The sequence below is a fragment of the Flavobacterium quisquiliarum genome (assembly GCF_019308285.1).
In the GTDB taxonomy this organism is placed as follows: domain Bacteria; phylum Bacteroidota; class Bacteroidia; order Flavobacteriales; family Flavobacteriaceae; genus Flavobacterium; species Flavobacterium quisquiliarum.
Window position 1 is genome coordinate 46033 of the sequence record NZ_WWEM01000007.1, and the last position, 18029, is coordinate 64061.

The 18029-nt window shown below is 34.5% G+C and carries 13 protein-coding genes; 5 read left to right on the forward strand and 8 right to left on the reverse strand.

The window, feature by feature from the left end; translation table 11 throughout:
- Positions 1-2: 2 nt before the first annotated feature.
- Positions 3-575 carry a hypothetical protein gene (locus GSY47_RS01400; RefSeq protein ID WP_179008078.1) on the reverse strand — a complete coding sequence of 191 codons (573 nt, stop codon included), beginning with the start codon at positions 573-575 and terminating at the stop codon, positions 3-5.
- A 257-nt stretch (positions 576-832) separates the two neighbouring features.
- Between GSY47_RS01400 and GSY47_RS01405 the strand changes: the two genes are divergently transcribed.
- The 5 genes from GSY47_RS01405 to GSY47_RS01425 all read left to right on the forward strand — a co-directional run bounded on the left by GSY47_RS01405 (position 833) and on the right by GSY47_RS01425 (position 6032).
- Complete coding sequence (locus tag GSY47_RS01405) at positions 833-1354, forward strand: RNA polymerase sigma factor (RefSeq protein ID WP_179008076.1); 522 nt, start codon at positions 833-835, stop codon at positions 1352-1354.
- Positions 1355-1400: 46 nt separating this feature from the next.
- On the forward strand, positions 1401-1610 hold the full coding sequence (locus GSY47_RS01410) for a hypothetical protein (protein WP_179008074.1): 210 nt from the start codon (positions 1401-1403) through the stop codon (positions 1608-1610).
- 12 nt (positions 1611-1622) lie between these two features.
- Positions 1623-2468 (forward strand): FecR family protein, encoded by an 846-nt coding sequence (locus GSY47_RS01415; RefSeq protein WP_179008072.1) that lies wholly within the window; start codon positions 1623-1625, stop codon positions 2466-2468.
- Between the two features lie 101 nt (positions 2469-2569).
- Positions 2570-5188, forward strand: a complete 2619-nt coding sequence (locus tag GSY47_RS01420; protein WP_179008070.1) for a TonB-dependent receptor — start codon at positions 2570-2572, stop codon at positions 5186-5188.
- Between the two features lie 4 nt (positions 5189-5192).
- Positions 5193-6032, forward strand: coding sequence for a DUF4249 domain-containing protein (locus GSY47_RS01425; protein WP_246611234.1), 840 nt, complete (start codon positions 5193-5195; stop codon positions 6030-6032).
- A gap of 82 nt (positions 6033-6114) precedes the next feature.
- Here the strand turns inward: GSY47_RS01425 and GSY47_RS01430 are convergent, their stop codons facing one another.
- From GSY47_RS01430 to GSY47_RS01460, 7 genes are all read right to left on the reverse strand, one after another.
- Complete coding sequence (locus tag GSY47_RS01430; RefSeq protein ID WP_179008067.1) at positions 6115-6714, reverse strand: DUF6624 domain-containing protein; 600 nt, start codon at positions 6712-6714, stop codon at positions 6115-6117.
- A gap of 234 nt (positions 6715-6948) precedes the next feature.
- Positions 6949-8751 (reverse strand): glycoside hydrolase family 2 protein, encoded by a 1803-nt coding sequence (locus GSY47_RS01435; RefSeq protein WP_179008065.1) that lies wholly within the window; start codon positions 8749-8751, stop codon positions 6949-6951.
- Positions 8752-9187: 436 nt separating this feature from the next.
- Complete coding sequence (locus GSY47_RS01440) at positions 9188-10606, reverse strand: hypothetical protein (RefSeq protein WP_179008060.1); 1419 nt, start codon at positions 10604-10606, stop codon at positions 9188-9190.
- A gap of 263 nt (positions 10607-10869) precedes the next feature.
- Positions 10870-11769 (reverse strand): PKD domain-containing protein, encoded by a 900-nt coding sequence (locus GSY47_RS01445; protein WP_179008058.1) that lies wholly within the window; start codon positions 11767-11769, stop codon positions 10870-10872.
- Between the two features lie 105 nt (positions 11770-11874).
- A complete protein-coding gene (locus GSY47_RS01450) occupies positions 11875-12969 on the reverse strand; it encodes an endo-1,4-beta-xylanase (RefSeq protein ID WP_179008056.1) in 1095 nt (364 codons plus the stop codon).
- A gap of 227 nt (positions 12970-13196) precedes the next feature.
- Entirely contained in the window at positions 13197-14789 is a 1593-nt protein-coding gene (locus GSY47_RS01455) for a RagB/SusD family nutrient uptake outer membrane protein (RefSeq protein WP_179008054.1), read from the reverse strand.
- Positions 14790-14833: 44 nt separating this feature from the next.
- Complete coding sequence (locus tag GSY47_RS01460; protein ID WP_179008052.1) at positions 14834-17860, reverse strand: SusC/RagA family TonB-linked outer membrane protein; 3027 nt, start codon at positions 17858-17860, stop codon at positions 14834-14836.
- Between the last annotated feature and the right edge of the window lie 169 nt (positions 17861-18029).

Genomic DNA, 18029 nt, shown 5'->3' on the forward strand with positions numbered 1-18029 from the left:
AATTATTTTTTAGATGGCGTAAGTTCAACCGAGAATTTTGCCGTGCAATTGTCTTGACCTGTTATCGTTTGCGTTCCTTTTATGATATTCTTTTTAATATCATCCAATACGACACTAACTTTTATATTGTTTTTAGCAGAGGTCTCTTTTGCTGAATCAAGTATTACTTTATTAACCAAATATTGTCCTCTAAAAACTCTCTTAATTTCTTTATTACTTACCACATTGGTATACATTCCTGTAGAATCTGATACAAAATCCCAAACTTCTGTACGCTGGTCTCCAATGACATAATTACTGCAATTTGATTCTCTGCAGATCATTTTACTATTCCATTTAATCTTTAGACTATCTGGCCAAATTTGTATTTTAGGAATTGTATCTTTTACCTGAAGAGTCAATTGAATACTATCTTTCATTTTTAATAATAATTCATATTCCGCTTCCTTATCAGCAAATTTCTTTTCGCGCTCAAGAAGCTCATTTTCTCTTTTGGTTAGTTCTTGTTCTTTTTTGTCATTGCAGGAAAATAAAAAAGGGATAAATAGTACAACTAAAAGTTTTTTTAACGTCATGATAATTGGATTTTGTTATTTACAATTTAAGCATAAAAATTCTTTTATTTCTTTAAAAGCTCAAAAAATCCGACTATTTATAGTATTTTAAAGCATAAGCATGTAACATTTTTTTGACAACAGCGTCAAAACTTAAATTAAATTACGGTTCTTTGCAACTTATTGCATTCATAATATAAAACTGATAATTTTTGAATGCAATAATATTGAAACCAATGAGTTTAGATTAGTTAAAAACTAGTCGCGATATTTTCGTTATGGACAATAAAAAGTTTATTTTAAGTTTGAAAAAAGGGAATGAGGAAGCCTTCAAAAAGGTTTACTTCGACTACTATGATAAACTGATAAACATTGCCCGCCGATTTAATCTTACGGTACTTACGCCAGATGACTTTGTTCAGGAAAGTCTTTTAAGATTATATAATAAAAGAGATTTACTTAACGAAGATATTTTATTTGATAAGCAATTATATACCATCTGTAAAAACATTATTATAAATCATGTGAACAGAGAAAATAGAATTGTACAGCTTGATCCTTCCCAAGTTCACATCTTAGACGAAGAAACCGACTCAGGAATTTTTGAAGAAAGAAAAGAAAAACTACAAAACTTTATCGATCAGCTTCCTGAACAACAGCAAAAAATATTTACTTTACACAAACTGGAAAACCTTAGCTATAAAGAGATTGCAGAGATGACGGATCTTTCTGAAAAGACCATTGCCAATCATATTTATCTCGCCAGTAAATTTATTCGAAAAAAAATCAAAAACCATTAGGAACTTTTTTGTTCTCGTTTGTTATCTATAAAAACAAGAACAAAAAATGCATATTGAGGCTTATAAAACCAATGTTCGAACTAAAAAAGACGCCAGTTTGATTGTCGCTCTTTTACAATTCGTTATTTCCGATTGTATCATAAATTTTGATTTCACAAAACGTGAAAGAATTCTTAGAATCGAAACCAATAGAGAAATCAAGGAAATGGTTTATGGTGTTTTTACCAAACAAGGATTTTATTGTAAAAAGCTTTAACACTTAACAAACATGGAAAAGGAAAATTTTGATGATGAGTTTGATAAAATATGGAACGAAACCCCTGCCTCACATTCAGATGAAATAAAAAAAGCTTCGTGGGACGAATTTCATTCTAAGGCTTTCGCCGAAAAGAAACGCAAATCGCAGCCGTGGCGTTATCTCGTTGCAGCATCTGTATTGCTTTTTGTTTTGATTGGAACTGGAATTTATTTCAACAATCAGCCTTTGGAAAAAAATACAATTGCCTCAACAGAAAATATAATTGAAAATACAACTTCAAAAATTAAATATGTGATTCTGCCAGACAGTTCGAAAGTAGAATTAAGTCCGAACTCTAAAATTTCTTACGGCAACAATTTTGCTTTGAACAGAAAAATTCAAATTGACGGTGAAGCTTATTTTAAAGTCAAAAAAGACAAACAGCATCCTTTTCAGGTTTTTTGCAATGAAACGACAACTACGGTTTTAGGAACATCCTTTATTGTAAAAGAAGCTGAAAATGAACAAATAACGGTTGAACTTTTTGAAGGAAGCGTTCAAATGAATGTAAAAGGTCAGGATCAAAAATGGATTTTAAAACCAGGCGAGAAATTCACGTATGGAAATCAAACTGCATCGGTAACCGAATTCAGCCGTTTTGTAGATTTTGAAAACGAAAAACTAACCAACCTAAGCAAATATATAGATGAAAACTATGGTTATAAAGTTATTCTTCCAAGTGAATACCTGAATCAGAAAATCACAATCCGAATCAATAAAAAAGAAGATTTAAAAACAATTGTACAATTAATATCAGAAATGTATAACCTAAACTTTGAGATCAATGAAGATTTAAAGCAGATTACTTTTCAGTAGAAAAGAAAAAAGGATGTAAGCCGCGAAACTCCACATCCTCCTCATATTCAGGATAACACGAGGTTATTCCAGTTAATAATTATTCAAAAATACAAAATTTCATGAAGCATATAATTTCAGCATGCTTTTTTTTATTCAGCTTATGTATGTCCGCTCAAAGCGTTACAGTAACTGTAGATCAAAATGTAACTTTAAAAGAATTCTTTAAGCAAATTGAAAATCAAACCGATTATAAATTTGCCTTTACAGATCAAATTGACACCAATAAAAAATACTTTAATCAAAAAAGTACTTTTAAGCAGACTGATATTGAAAAGCTTATTGCAGAACTAAACAAAACAGCATCTGTACAATTTTCCATAGTGGGCAATAATATTTTTGTGAAACAGAAATCTCAAACAACTAAACCGGCTAAAAAAAAAAGCAAGTTAACCGGACACATATTTGACGATGAAAAACAACCTGTTATTGGCGCCAATGTTTACATTAAAGAACTGGAAACTGGTGTTGTAACAGATGTTAACGGAAAATACAGCATGGAAGTTCCAAACGGAAGTTATATAGTTCAGGTAAGTTATGTTGGATTTAAAAATGAGGAAAAACGTGTTGCTGTTTCTGATGATACTAAAGTTAATTTCAACATAGATTCAGACAGCCAGCAATTGGGAGAAGTTATTGTCATGAATAACAAAGCCGTTGATATTAAAACAACTCAAATGAGTGTCAACAAGCTTTCGATGCAGGAAATCAAAAAGATTCCGGTTGCGATGGGAGAACCAGATCCGTTGAAATCGATTTTGACTCTGCCAGGAGTTACCAACGCTGGAGAAGCTTCTTCAGGATTTAATGTCCGCGGAGGTGCTGCCGATCAGAATTTGATTCTTTTAGATGGTGCTCCAGTTTATGCTGATTCACACATGTTTGGTTTCTTTTCTATTTTTAATGCTGATATCGTAAATGGCTTAGATTTATATAAAGGAGGAATTCCATCTAAATTTGGAGGCCGTGTTTCTTCTGTTTTGGACGTAGCACAGCAAACAGGAGATTTTGAAGAATATAAAGTAAATGGAGGAATCGGAATTATTTCGAGTCGTCTATTGGTTCAAGGGCCAATACAGAAAGAGAAAAGTTCGTTCATCCTTTCCGGACGTGCTTCGTATGCGCATTTGTTCATGAAACTGGCGGATAATAAAAACTCCGCCATGTTTTATGATTTGAACGCAAAAATAAATCACCGCTTTAATGCCAATAATACGCTGTCTTTTTCTGGTTATTTCGGAAATGATTTATTTGATATTAATGATCGTTTTGCAAGTACTTACGGTAGCACAATGGGTATTTTAAGCTGGAAACATAAATTTTCAGATCGTTTAAACAGCAATTTATCTGGTTTTTACAGCGATTACAGATTTAATCTTGAAATTCCGATTGAAAGCTTCAAATGGGACAGCAACATTCAGAGCTACGGATTGAAATACAATTGGAATTACCAGCCATCTGAGAAGTTTAAAATCAACTACGGTATTGACGGTTTGTATTATAATTTTAATCCAGGAGTTGTACAGCCAACCACTTCAGACTCTCGGTTCAATTATAAACAATTAGATAAAAAATATGCTCTGGAAGCTTCTGCTTTTATTGATTTTGAAAACCAAATTACAGAGAAATTGAATTTCCGTTACGGCCTTCGTTACAGTTCATTTTATCGTTTAGGACCAGAACCAATCAGTACTTACGAAAATGGTCAGGCGGTTGTTTACAATCCTTTATATAAAATCTACGAAGAAGGAACACCGACTGGAACCATCAATTACAAAAAAGGGCAGGCAATCAGTACTTTTAATAATTTAGAGCCGAGAGCAGCCTTGTCTTATGCTTTTAATGACGAAACCTCTATAAAAGCAAGTTACAACAGAATGGCGCAGTACATTCATATTTTATCCAATACACAATCTCCGCTACCAATGAGTATTTGGACTCCAAGCGGGCCTTTTACAAAACCTCAGCTTTTGGATCAATATGCAATGGGTTATTTCAGAAATTTCAGAGACGGCGATTATTCTTTAGAAACCGAATTATTTTATAAAAATGTCCAAAATCGTATTGATTATATTGACGGAGCTGATGTTCTGGCTAACAATAATATTGAGCAGGTAATCCTAAACGGAAAAGCAAGATCTTATGGAATGGAATTATTATTTAGAAAAAACGTTGGTGTTTTTACTGGATGGGTTTCGTATACTTTGTCTCGCGCGGAACAAAAAACACCAGGAAGAACTGCTGAAGAACCAGGCGTTGCAAACGGTAATTGGTATTTATCTGGCTACGACAAACTGCACAACCTAAGTATTGTAGGAAGTTATGAATTGAACCCAAAATGGTCTTTTAATGGAAACTTCACTTTGCAGTCTGGTCAGCCTGTAACGTATGCAAACAGTTATTACGAGATGGGAAGTATTCATGTTCCAAATTATTCTTTGAGAAATGAAAATCGATTACCGCTTTTCCATCATTTAGATGTTGCGGCAACATATACGCCAAAACCAGACAAAAAGAAAGGTTGGCAAAGCTATTGGGTATTCAGCCTTTACAATATCTACAACAGAAAAAATGCAGCTTCTATGAGTTTTACAACCAATGAAGATACTGGCGCAAATGAAACGAGAAGACTTTCGATTTTCGGAATTGTACCTGGGGTTTCATATAATTTTAAATTTTAATGCTATGAATAAATTGAAAAAATATACGGTAATGAATAAAGCACTGGCATTAATAAGTATTCTTTTTGTATTCGCTTTTACTTCTTGCGAAGATGTAGTAAATCTGGATCTGGAAACAGGAGAAACCAAATTGGTAATTGATGCTGAAATTATTTGGAAAAAAGGAACTGCAGGAAACGAACAAATTATAAAAGTCAGTAAAACGGCATCTTATTACAGCGGTTCAACACCAAAAGTTTCTGGTGCGCAGGTTAGAGTGGAAAACAGCAACGGAGATGTTTTTACCTTTAATGAAACAGAAGCTGGAGTTTACAAATGCATCAATTTTGCTCCTGTAATTGATATGGAGTATAAATTGTTTGTAACTGCCGAAGGACAAAGTTATACCGCAACAGAAAAACTAACTTCTGCTACTCCAATTAATAAAGTAGAGCAAAAAATGGTTCCCGATTTTGGAGGTAAAGATGTTATTGAATTAACTTTTTATTACAACGACCCAGCTGATCAAACCAATTTTTATGTAACCGATTATCAAAGCGAATTTTTGATTTATCCGGAATATGAAATCACAAATGATGAATTTTATAATGGAAACGAAATCAGCACCCGATTTTCTAACGAAGACATGAAAGCTGGAAATACAGTAAAAATTACACATCGAGGTGTTTCTAAAAATTTCTTCAATTATTGGAAATTAATTTTGGAAGCATCAAGTTCAAATCCGTTTCTTGTTCCTCCAGGAAATATCAGAGGAAATATTATAAATACCAGTAATGCGAATGACTTTGCTTTTGGTTATTTCAGACTTTGCGAAGCAGATCAGGTTGATTATTTGGTGAAATAAAATTATATGCCTGGAAAAAGAAAATCCTTAAACGTTACTGTTTAAGGATTTTTTGTTTTCAAAATAAATCAAAGAATGTCTTCTATTTTATCCAACCAGTCTTTTTTCGCCATTCCTCCATTTCCAGTTTTCTTTTTTCAAAATCTATTGGTGGAAATTGATTTTCATCTTTAACTCTTTTTCTCATAATTCCGATTTGTTCTTCCAAAGTATTAAAACCGATCTGTTTTCTTCTTTCGTTTACTTTGGTTACATCATCAAAAAAATTCGGGCTCATTTCACCGCTTTTATCCCAGTCAAATTGAGTTCCGTACAACTGAGGTTTCCCTTCGAAAACAGCAATTCGATCTGTCAGATAAGCTAGATTTATTGGATCTGCTTTATTTTCATTTACTGCTTTTTCTAATTCTTTGGCACACTTTCGCATAAAATCAGGCAGTGCAATTGCATGCTGTATTATAATCCACGCATTTTGACTGGCTTCTTCTCCAACTTTTTCAATAGAAGGATAACCAATTTGGTTTATTATAACTTCTAATTCTTTTGCGTTTTTATTATGCAATTTTTCCATTTCTGGATTATATCCTTCTGAAAGTTTTCCGTCAAGAACAAGTTTTTCTCTCAATGCGAAATCGGCATTCTTTAGTTCTATTATTTTTTGGGCTATGTCTTTATAATCCATTTTGTCACAATTTCTTTTTATTGTTTCTTCCGAATCTCTTTAAATCAAATTAATTACGTTCAGAAAAACTTAGTTCATTTTTACCGCTATAACAGTAAAAATACATATTAAAAAATCTTTTTTGATTATTTTTAATCTAATCAACCCACATTTACTGTTATAACAGTAAAAAAGGAAAACCTCCAAAATCATTTCTGACTTTGAAGGTTTTTCCACTTTATCTAAAACTATAACTTACTTATATTCTTTCTCTTTCTGTGCATACCAATCTTTCATCACATAAAAAGCTTTCTTTTTAATTCCCTGATCTGAGATTAATCCTTTACGATTAAAGAAATCCTGAATATTTGGCAATTGTCTTCTTGGAGATCTAAAGTCAACTAAAATCCAAGGCGAAACTCCTGCTAAACCTTCAATTCTATTAAACATCTGGGTATTTTGAATGTACAATTCTTCCTGATATTCTTCGTTCCAGCGTTCTTTTTTGTCTCCGTGAAGACCTTGTAACGCTTCACCACCAAACTCACTAATGATTACAGGTTTGTTATACGGAATTACCCATTGCATATCTTTACAAGATTCGTTTGTTCCTCTGTACCAACCTAAATATTGATTGAAGCTTACAATGTCTACATATTCATTCATATTATCATGAAGTGTATTTACATTGTTTGGACTTTTGGTAACTTCCATCGCCATACTGATTAAACGAGTATTGTCTTGTGTACGTGCATACTTTGCCAATTTGCTTAAGAAAACATCTCTTTCGTCACTATGTGGTGTTTCGTTTGCAATTGACCAAATCACGATACCGCAACGGTTTTTATCTCTGTAAATCATATCGTGTAATTGTCGTTCTGCATTGGCATAAGTTTCGGGATTTGTCCATGAAATTGTCCAGTAAACTGGAACTTCAGACCAAATCATAATTCCCATTTTTTCAGCTTGTCTTACCATGTTTTCGTTGTGCGGATAATGCGCCAAGCGAACATAATTACAGCCTAATTCTTTTGCCCAATTCAGTAACGTAATAGCATCATCCTCTGACCAAGCTCTTCCCGATCTGAAAGGCGCTTCTTCGTGTATACTGATGCCACGTAAAAAGACTTTTTTTCCATTTAACAGAATCTCTTTTCCTTTAGCTTCAATAGTTCTAAAACCAATTTGATCTACAATATTTTCATCAGCTTTAGAAATGGTTACCTCATATAATTTTGGTTTTTCAGGTGTCCATAAAACGGGATTGGCTTTGATTTCAAAATAGGCCATTCCTTTTGCATCTGTAGTAACGCTCTTTTTGATTTTCAATTCTGGAATTGAAACCGAAACCGACTCATTTGCTGTTTCACTATTCAGTTTTATCCAGCCGGAAATCTTTCCTTTTTCTTTTTTATCCAATTGAACCAAATAATCTTCCACATAAGTATTCGGAACCTGAGCTAAGGTCACGTCTCTTGTAATGCCGCCGTAATTCCACCAATCCATGTTTACGGTTGGTACATTGTCTTTATGACGTTTGTTATCGACTTTTACAACTACGAAATTATTCCCGTCGACCAATAAATCGGTTACATCAAAATTGAAAGGTGTATAACCTCCAACGTGTGTTCCTGCCAGTTTTCCGTTTACATACACTTTAGCATCGTAATTGACTGCTCCGAAATGAAGAATCCCTTTGGTTTTAGAATCTTTTTTATAATTAAAGTCTTTCTGAAACCAAACCGTTCCTTCATAAAAAAACAATCTTTCGTCTTTGCTGTTCCAATCTGACGGAATATCCATTGTGGCAGAAGTCGCGAAATTATATTCCGTTAAATCTGTGGTATTCCATTTTTTGTTTTCGAAAAATCCGTTGTTTTTAAAAGGCATTAAGCGATAATCGTAATATCCATTTTCCAGTGGATCTACGATATAACTCCATTTTCCGTTTAAGGTAATATTGTTTCGGGCTGCAATATTGGAAACTAATGGAACTTCCTGTGCTATGGCTTTTCCCATCAATAGAAAAGTACAACACAGCATTACAATTTTTTTCATAGTTTTTATTTTTAATTATCTGATTTAATTCAGGAGCTCTATTAGGACGCTGATTAAACGGATTCGTTATCACGAAGACGCGGATAAAAACGGATTTTTTCAACAAAATAAAATCTGTTTTTTTCTGCGCTTTTGCGAATGCAAATCTGTTTTATCCGCGTTCTATCTACGCAAAACTAATTTATCTGCTGATCTGCTAAATCTGCGGGCGAAAATTTCTCTCGCAGATTTAGCAGATTTATTTTTTAAACACAAAGTATTTCTCTGTCCAGTTTGTCATCCTGACGAAGGAAGGATCTCCGCAAGTAACTCCGCATAGAATTTCTCCAATCTTTGTGGAGCTACTTGCGGAGATTTCTCCCTTCGGTCGAAATGACAATACCACGAAAAGCGTTTTGAGACAACATTGATTATCTTGCTTCTATCATAAAAAATTTTACATTTTATCAAAATAACGCGTCAATTCGTAAGCATTATCATTAATCACTTTCATCTCTTTTAATAAAGGCTGATACGGTTCGAAATTGCTGTTCACAATTCCTTTGTTCGAATCTCTGTTGGAATAATCCGTACTTAAATCCAGCGGATCGTTATCCATATATTTGAACCAATGCCAGCCTACAGAATTTTTATTTTTCAGTAATTCCAAAGTGAAATTCTGATAGAAAAGCCCTCGTTCTTTCTGTGTTCGAACCAGCCATCCAGCACCTGTATTATTGGGCAGTCCTGAATCTTCTCCTTTGGTGTACCATTCTGTAATTAAAAACGGTTTTCCTGACCACTCGCCCCAATTGTTCATTAAATCCTGACTTGGTTCCCATTTTCTGTAATGATTGATGGAAATAATATCCATGTACTTTCCTGCCACTTTAAAAATCTCCGGATTGGTCAATTCCTGTTCTTTATCCTGATTGAAACGGCATCCTAAATACATGTGGTTTGGATCTGCTTTTCGAAGTGCTTCCGTTACCTTTTTCATGTAGGTTTCAAAATAAAAAGCGGTAAAAGCCATTCGGTCTTCCTGGGTGATATCTGAAACGGAAGCATTAAAACCTTTTCTTTTATCTAACCATTCTTTTGCAGCAAGATATCCCTGTTCATCTTTGGCCAATAAAGTTAAATGTTTATCTAATGCGTCGTTATACCAAGGCAGTTCATTATCAGTAAAATAACCCATCAAATACTTATCATTTTTGTACTGGGCAACCTCTTTTACCGATTTTTCGATGTAAGCGTCAAATTCTTTATCAAAAACCATTACCAGATCAAAACGGTAATTCTGCCAGCTGGCTTCTTTGTATTTTCCGCCGTATTTCTTGATGTGATCGGAATGATACATTCCCATTGGCGAAATAATTACGGTATAAACCAACGGATTTGCAGCATTTCGAACTAAATCAACATTTGACCATGCTCCTACACCGTTGAATCCGTTATCGCGAAGTAGTTTTGATTCCTGTTTTACCCAGTTTTCTTTGCTTCCGTATTTTTTATCAAAAGCTTTCTGCTGATTTACCGAACGTCCTGCATTGAAAACCGCAATTCCTTTATAGATATAAGGATAACCTTCTGGATCAATAATCCACCATCTGTTGTCTATTTTTTCGGTTCTGAAAAATCCTGTTGCTTCTTTCTGCCAGACTTTCGATCCACCGTAAATTGAAGTCGGTTCTTGTTTTTTTATTTTAAATCCAGGCAGTTTATCAATGGTTTTAGCATCATAAACCACCCATTTTGGATCTAAAGCATTTTGTCTGGCTTCAACTTTTTGATAGGTAATTTTATTCTGAGCATTCAACGATATCATACTTGTAAAACAGAACAATACGCAAATGGAATGTTTCTTTAAATTCATTTTTAATTATTTTTTTGAGAGGAAATACTGTGTTCATTTTTTTTAACACATAGAAACATAGCTTTACTTTGAGCATAGAAGGCGTTTCACTTGCATAAATGCACATAGCCAGATTTTATTTTCTGCTATTTCTCTCAGATTTTGCAGATGGTGCAGATTTTTAATTATCTACATTCACAAAGTTTAGCTATGTGTTAGAAACTAGTTTCTTTCTATACTCTTTCCAAGTCTAAAAAAATCTATGTTCCTATGTGTTTAAAAAACTATTTAGACAAATAAATGTGATCGAAATCAAACGTATAGTTGTTTAATGCTCTTACATCTTCCGGATCAACACTTCTTAATACCAAAATGTCTTTGATTTTAGTTAAATCTAATGCCGGATTTTGCTTTTTGTATTCTGCAATTGGAATTTGAACCATGTTCCAGCTTCCATCTCTTTTTAGTCCGTATAAGTTGCTTGTGGCGTCAAATTCAACATAACCAGTATTGGAAGCATCTTTCATTCTAAATCTGATTTTTCCAGTACTTGTGGTTCTTACGGCCATATTGATATAAGTATAAGATGAAATATCTGTGAAATTGACAAATGATAAAATTGCCATTGCCCATTTTGCTTCTGCAGCTGGCGGTGTTGCTGGAAGAGAAAAGTTTCTGTAAGCGCCTTCATATCCATCAGTTGCTACTTCTTTAATTACAAACTGATTGCTTGAAACCCAATTTAAAACTGGAGCCGTTTTGGTAAAGTCAGGATTTTCAGAGTAGATTTTAAGGGCATCTGTTGGAATAACAATTGGCGGCGTAGGCGGTGCTTCTACCTCAACTGTGAACGTTTTCTTTTGAATGGTATTATCTACAAAAGTGATTTCTAAAGTAGTGGTAAAAGTTCCTGCTTTGGTATATTTTACTTCAACATTTGGCTCAATTGAGGCCCCTGGCGAACCGCCTTGAAAAGTCCATTTTATGGCACGCACTTTTGTTGACGAATCGGTATAAGTTACTGTTTCTCCTCCTTGGATAGCTGTATTTGTTGAAGTCGCATTTAATTCCCCTTTTTTATAAAGATATACTTCGCGCACATCGTCTTCGCAGGAAAGCAAACCTACAAAAAGCACTAAAAGGAAATATTTTAATTTCGGTATATGGTTTAGTTTTATGGTCATGATTTTAATTTTTTTGGTTAATTTTTTGAGAAGGAAAATATAAAAGAGACAAGAAGAAAGACATCTCATAAATCTTGTTTCTTTCATCTTGCTTCTTTAAAATCTTTACTTCAATCCATCTAAAAATCCTTGATAAGCAGGTTTTTTATTATAATCGGCATCTAGAAGCAAGGGATATTCTTTGGAATTCCAGAAGCTTGTCAGCCAAGTATATTTATCGGTTACACCCCAAGTTGTAATGGCAAATTTTTGGGTTTGAGGCAGTTCTTCGTACATAGTTGTGATGTATTTATAGGTCTCTGACTGTTTTTGAGCTTCTGCATCATTAAAAACATAGGAATCAGATTTGCTTGTATTGACTTTGATATCCAATTCTGAAATATGAATTAACAATCCAGTTGAAGCCATATCCGTAAAACCGGTTTTCATAGTCTGCCTGTTGGTGTCTGTAGCATAGTGAAACTGATCTCCTAAACCATCAATAGGCACCCCGTTAGCTTTGAATCTGGTTACCATTTTTTTGATGGATGCTCTTTTTCCTGCATCCAGCACTACGCTGTAATCGTTGTAAAACAATTTGGCGTCTGGATCTGCTGCTTTCGCATATCTAAAACATCTTCCATAAAAACCTATTGGATCTTTAAATAATGAGTTTATTACGGTTTCGTTTCGCATAGCTCCACCATCTGCAAAAACTTCGTTGACAACATCCCAGCTTTTTACTCTGCCTTTATAACGCCCAACAACATCGGTTATGTAAATTTTCACTTTTGACTCGAATGCAATTGAATCGTATTTGGCATTTTTAAACCATTCTGGAAATGAATCGTACCAAACCAAAGTATGTCCGTGAACTTCCATGTTATTGTCTTTGGCAAAACCAACTAAATAATCGGCTGCAGTATAATTGTAAGCTGTTGAAGAAGACCAAATCGTTGCCATTTTCATTTCAAATTCTGCCGAAATTTGATTGTAATGTTTTAAAACAGCATTTTTAAAATTGGCTTCATTTTGCAAATCTCTCATTTTGACTGCGGCTCCAATTTTAAACTTTGCTTTTTCCTTTAAGGTTTGCGTAATCGGATTTGGATTTCCTGTATCGCCTTCATCTGCATTAATAAAAACTACTTTTTCGTCGTTGCTGCAGGATGCAAACAACAAAACGGTAAGTATACCAAGAATATATTTTTTATTTATCATTTTTTGTCTTTTTAAATCCGGAAGTCAGATTAGGATTATGCTAACTTCCGGATGGGTTATTACTAACTTTAACCTTAACTTTTTTGGGTGTGATTTTTTAAACACATAGAGACATAGTTTTTGAGAAACTAAAAAAGGCGTTTCACTTATTTAAATTCACATAGTAATCTGTGTGTGAGAAACTAGTTTCTTTATTTTAATCTATGTTTCTATGTGTTTAAATCAAATTAATTGTACCCAACATTAAAACCTGCTGGTTTTCCCATTAAATCGATTTGACTCTGCGGAATTGGCATGTTTACCATTGCCGGCGTCATTTTCAATTGTACTTCTCCAGAAATAGTTCCTGATGGACTTGAACGGAAATATAAATTTTGTCTTTCGACCAAAAGTCCAAGTCTTTTCAACAGAAACCATCTGTTATTTTCGAATGCTAATTCTCTTGCTGATTCGTCTAAATAATTATTTAATGTCCAAGCTGTCAAATCAAAAGTGGTTACAGTGCTTTCAGGATTTCCAGTGTATCCTCTCCTTCTTACTTTGTTTAAATAAGCCAAAGCTTTAGTATCATTACCTAAATTATGATACGCTTCAGAAGCCAATAAATAAGTTTCAGCCAGTCTGTAATACATATAATCTTTGTAACTATTAGAAGTCATTGGCAGTTTTTCTGAATCGTGATATTTCTTTAAACTCCAATGCCAAGCTCTGTAGTTTCCGTTTGGCGCTGCAATGGCTGGATTGGTAATTGGCTGTCCAAATTTTGGATTACTTGGAACGTTGATTTTATAATCTTGATAATTATCTGAATAATAATACGTTTTAAATCTCAAGTCGTTTGCCTGATCGTATAAAGATTTCAAGTAATTATTTGGATAAAACCAACCTAAAGCCTGACCTCCATAAGCCACGTCCTGCACCAATTCGTTTGTATTTAATTCGTAAGTTCTGTGCGTGAAAACACTACTTAACCAAGAGCCTCCACCACCTGCTAATTCATCACTTGGGCCTAATAAAAAGTCTTTTTGATAAGTAAAAAGAGATTCTTTATGATTCCCGTTTTGTCCCCAAACATCTGCTAAGGCAACTAAACCGTGAGTTCCATCATTAATAATGGCATCAAATTGTGCTGCTGCTTCTGCCCAGTCTTGCTGCCATAAAGCGCTTTTACCACGAATATGTCTTGCAACACCTTGTCCGTAACGTCCTGGATCCACTTTAAAAGGAAGATTAGCAATTGCATAATCCAAATCCCCATCAATTAATTTGTAAACATCTGCATCGCTGGCTACTTTATATTCAACTGGATCGTTAATGTTTTGAGGTGTTGTCGGAATTGTATCGATTAGAATACCACCATACATTTGTTTTAAATCCAAATACAATTCTCCTCTAATTACTCTTGCCTGAGCTACTAATCTTTTCTTAGCCGCTTCATCCATTTTTATAGATCTTGCTGATGTGATAATAGCCGAACATCTATCAATGATTTTATATCCCTGAATCCATTTTGAACCTGTAAACGACTGCGGATTATGACCTGTTCCATAAGGTGTATTCCAGGTTCTGTGCAAACCTAAATCGGTAGCTACCATAAAGAATACATTGGCCCATAAATCGCTGTTATCTCCAGATGGCAGATTGTAAAAACGCATCTGATTGTAAAGTGCATTAACCCCAACTTCTAAACCAGCTGGAGAATTGTAGATATAATCTACAGAAACTTGATCTTTTACCGTTTCTTCCAAAAATTCTTCACACGAAGTAAGTCCCAAAGAAAGTCCGAAAATCAAAACAAATAGAAAATTTATATTTTTCATGATCTTGTTATTTTTTATTTATTGAAATGTCTTAAACCTTTTTGTTAGAAACCTACCTGTAAGCCTATAACACAAGTTACAGGTTCTGGATAATCGTAAATTTCTTTTTCTGGGCTGTAAGACTGATAATCTGTAAGCGTAACCAAATTACTTCCTGTAACATAAAGTCTCATATTGCTTAATCCTAATGGTTTTAGCGTACTTTCTGGGAATTTAAATCCAACAGAAACGTTTTGTAAACGAATGTATGACGCATCTTGCAATCCTAAAGTATTGATGTACGGCGGATCATTCCCATCTCTTGGTCTCGGCCAGTTTCCTCCTGGATTTTCTGGTGTCCAATAATCTTGTTTGATACCATTTTTAACTCCTCGTAAAGAACCTCCACGAACATAATCATACAAGAATAAGTTGTCTCTTGTAACACCCTGAACTGTATAAATATCTGCTGAGAAATCAAATTGTTTATATTCTAACGCCACAGAGAAAGTTCCGAACCAATCCGGCATTTTAGACGTAATTACTCTGTCTTGATCTGGATTTGGATTGGCTCCATTTGACGGATCTGCGTCCCACAATTTTATATCTCCAGGATATAAAGTAGTTCCTGTTACCAGCGGAATATTTTCTCCTTCCTGATAAATTCCAACTGCTTTGTATCTGTAATAAACATCAATCGGTTTTCCAATAAACCATAAGTTTCCAACAGCATCATCTTCTCTTCCGTCTCCGTCTGCATCTTTTCCGTAGATACTTACAATGCTGTTTTTGTTTTTAGTAAACGTGGCTCCCAGATTCAGTCTAAAATCTTTTGTTTTAATTACATCACCATTCAAAGTCACTTCCAAACCTTTATTGTTGACTTTTCCAATATTAGAAAGTTTGGTCGTGTAACCTGTATTCGCGTTAAGCGTTTCATAAATCAATAAATCTGAAGTATCGGTATTGTAAACCTCAACTGTTCCATTCAATCTATTTTTGAATAAACCGAAATCGGCAGCCAAGTTTAATTGAGTAGAAGTTTCCCATCTTAAATCTGGATTGGATAATTGCGAACCTGGCACATAACCCGAAACTTTTACACCATTGATAATGTAATCTCTCTGAGTTGCCGTTGCCATACTTTGATATGGATCTTTCGGCTGGTTTCCTACTTTACCATAACTTGCTCTTAATTTCAAGTTGCTGATTACTGGAACGTGCTCTCTCATGAATTCTTCATTCGAAACATTCCATGCTGCATTGACTGCTGGGAAGAATCCCCATTTATTATTGGCTCCAAAAACGGAAGATCCGTCAGCTCTTCCTGAAACTGTAAAATAATATTTGCTGTCGAAATCGTACTCTAATTTTCCTGCGAAAGAAATCAGCGATCTTTCATTTCCTCCAATTTCAGGCGTATTTAAGAAAGCACTTTCTAAACCGTAAATCCCAAGAATATCACTCGGAATTCTGCTTGCTGAGTTTCTAAAATCATTGTATTCCGAAGAAGTAATCTCATAAACTCCAGTTACATTAAAATGATTTTTTTCGGCTACATTTAAATTATAATGCAAAATATTACTCAATTGATACTCTACATTATCTTGAAATCTAATATAACCGCTTCCTTGTCCAGAGTTCGCAATTCCCGAAAGTGATTTCGAAGAATTGAAAGACATGGCTTTGTAATTCCACGATCTACGACTAGCATTTAATTTATACGTAAAACCTTTTGCTAAGTTTATATCCAAAAATATATTCATGATATCGTTACGATTCAACTCATTTGTGTTGGTTTCGTAAACATCAATAAGCGGATTTGGTGTTTCCTGAATTCCTCCCGGCAAGTAACGGAAAGAACCATCTGGATTATATACTTGTCCTAAAGGAGATGTGTTAATAGCATTATTTAAAATATTTCCAACATTCGGACGGTTTGATTCTGAATACTGAAGTGAAACATTCATTCCTACTTTCAGCCAATCTGTAATTCTCTGATCGACATTTACTCGCATCGCTACCTTATCGTAATCCGAATTAGCAATTACTCCAGAAGTATTGATGTAGTTGATACTAGAAAAAATACTAGTTTTCTCTGTTCCAGATGAAATGCTCACACTATGGTTATTGGTTACGCCCGTTCTTAAAACCAGTTTTTCCCAATCAATATATTTTCCAGATTGAACAGATTCCAATTCTAAAGGAGTAAAAACCTGATCGTCTGGTCTGTAAACTCCACCATTGCTTGTTCTGTAGGCTTCTCTTTTTAGCTGTGCAAATTCTTCTCCGCTATAAACATCGAAATTTCTGTTGATGGTCTGAACTCCCGAAAAACCATTGTAAGAGATTTTTGCTTTTCCTGTTTTTCCTCTTTTAGTTGTAATTAAGATTACACCATTTGAGGCTCTTGCTCCATAAATAGATTGAGCAGCAGCATCTTTTAAGATTTCCAGAGAAGCAATATCATTGGCATTAATATCATTAATGTTTCCAATTACGATTCCGTCTGCAATAACAATTGGTTCGTTGCTTCCGTTAATCGATTTTTTTCCTCTGATCTGGATGGAAGAAGAACTTCCAGGCCCGCCATCATTTAAACTTACTTGTACTCCGGCAGCTTTACCACGAAGCATTTCTCCAACATCTGAAGTTGCTACTTTGGTCATGTCGCCCGGTTTTACCGAAGCCACAGAACTGATTACGTCGCTTTTCTTTTTGGTTCCATAACCTACAACAATAATTTCGTCTAGAGATTGAGAACTTTGTTTTAAAACTACTTTTAGGTTTTTCTTGTTTTCGGTTTCCACCGAAACCTCATCCATTCCGATGAAAGAGAATACAAGCGTACTTTTTGGGGCAGTACTGATTGTGAAGTTACCATCGAAATCGGTTTGGGTTCCTTTTGTACTTCCTTTAACGTGAACGTTTACACCCGGAAGAGGCAATCCTGCATTATCGACTACTTTTCCAGTAATCGAACTTTCTTGTGCACTCGCAGTGGTTGAGAGAATACACATCAGAAGTAATACAACTAGTTTGAGATATTTTCCTTCACGGCAAAACATCTTTACAGGTTTGTTTTGTTTCATAAAATAATTGTTTGGTTAGTTAGATAGAAATCAGTCATGATTTATGTTGCAAATGTGACTAATAAATGATGGTTTTAGGGGAGGAAAACATTCGCATTTGGGGGCGTGAATGTGTTTATTTGCGAATTTCATGCTTTGTAATACCTTAAAAAATGGGATTCGTAATATA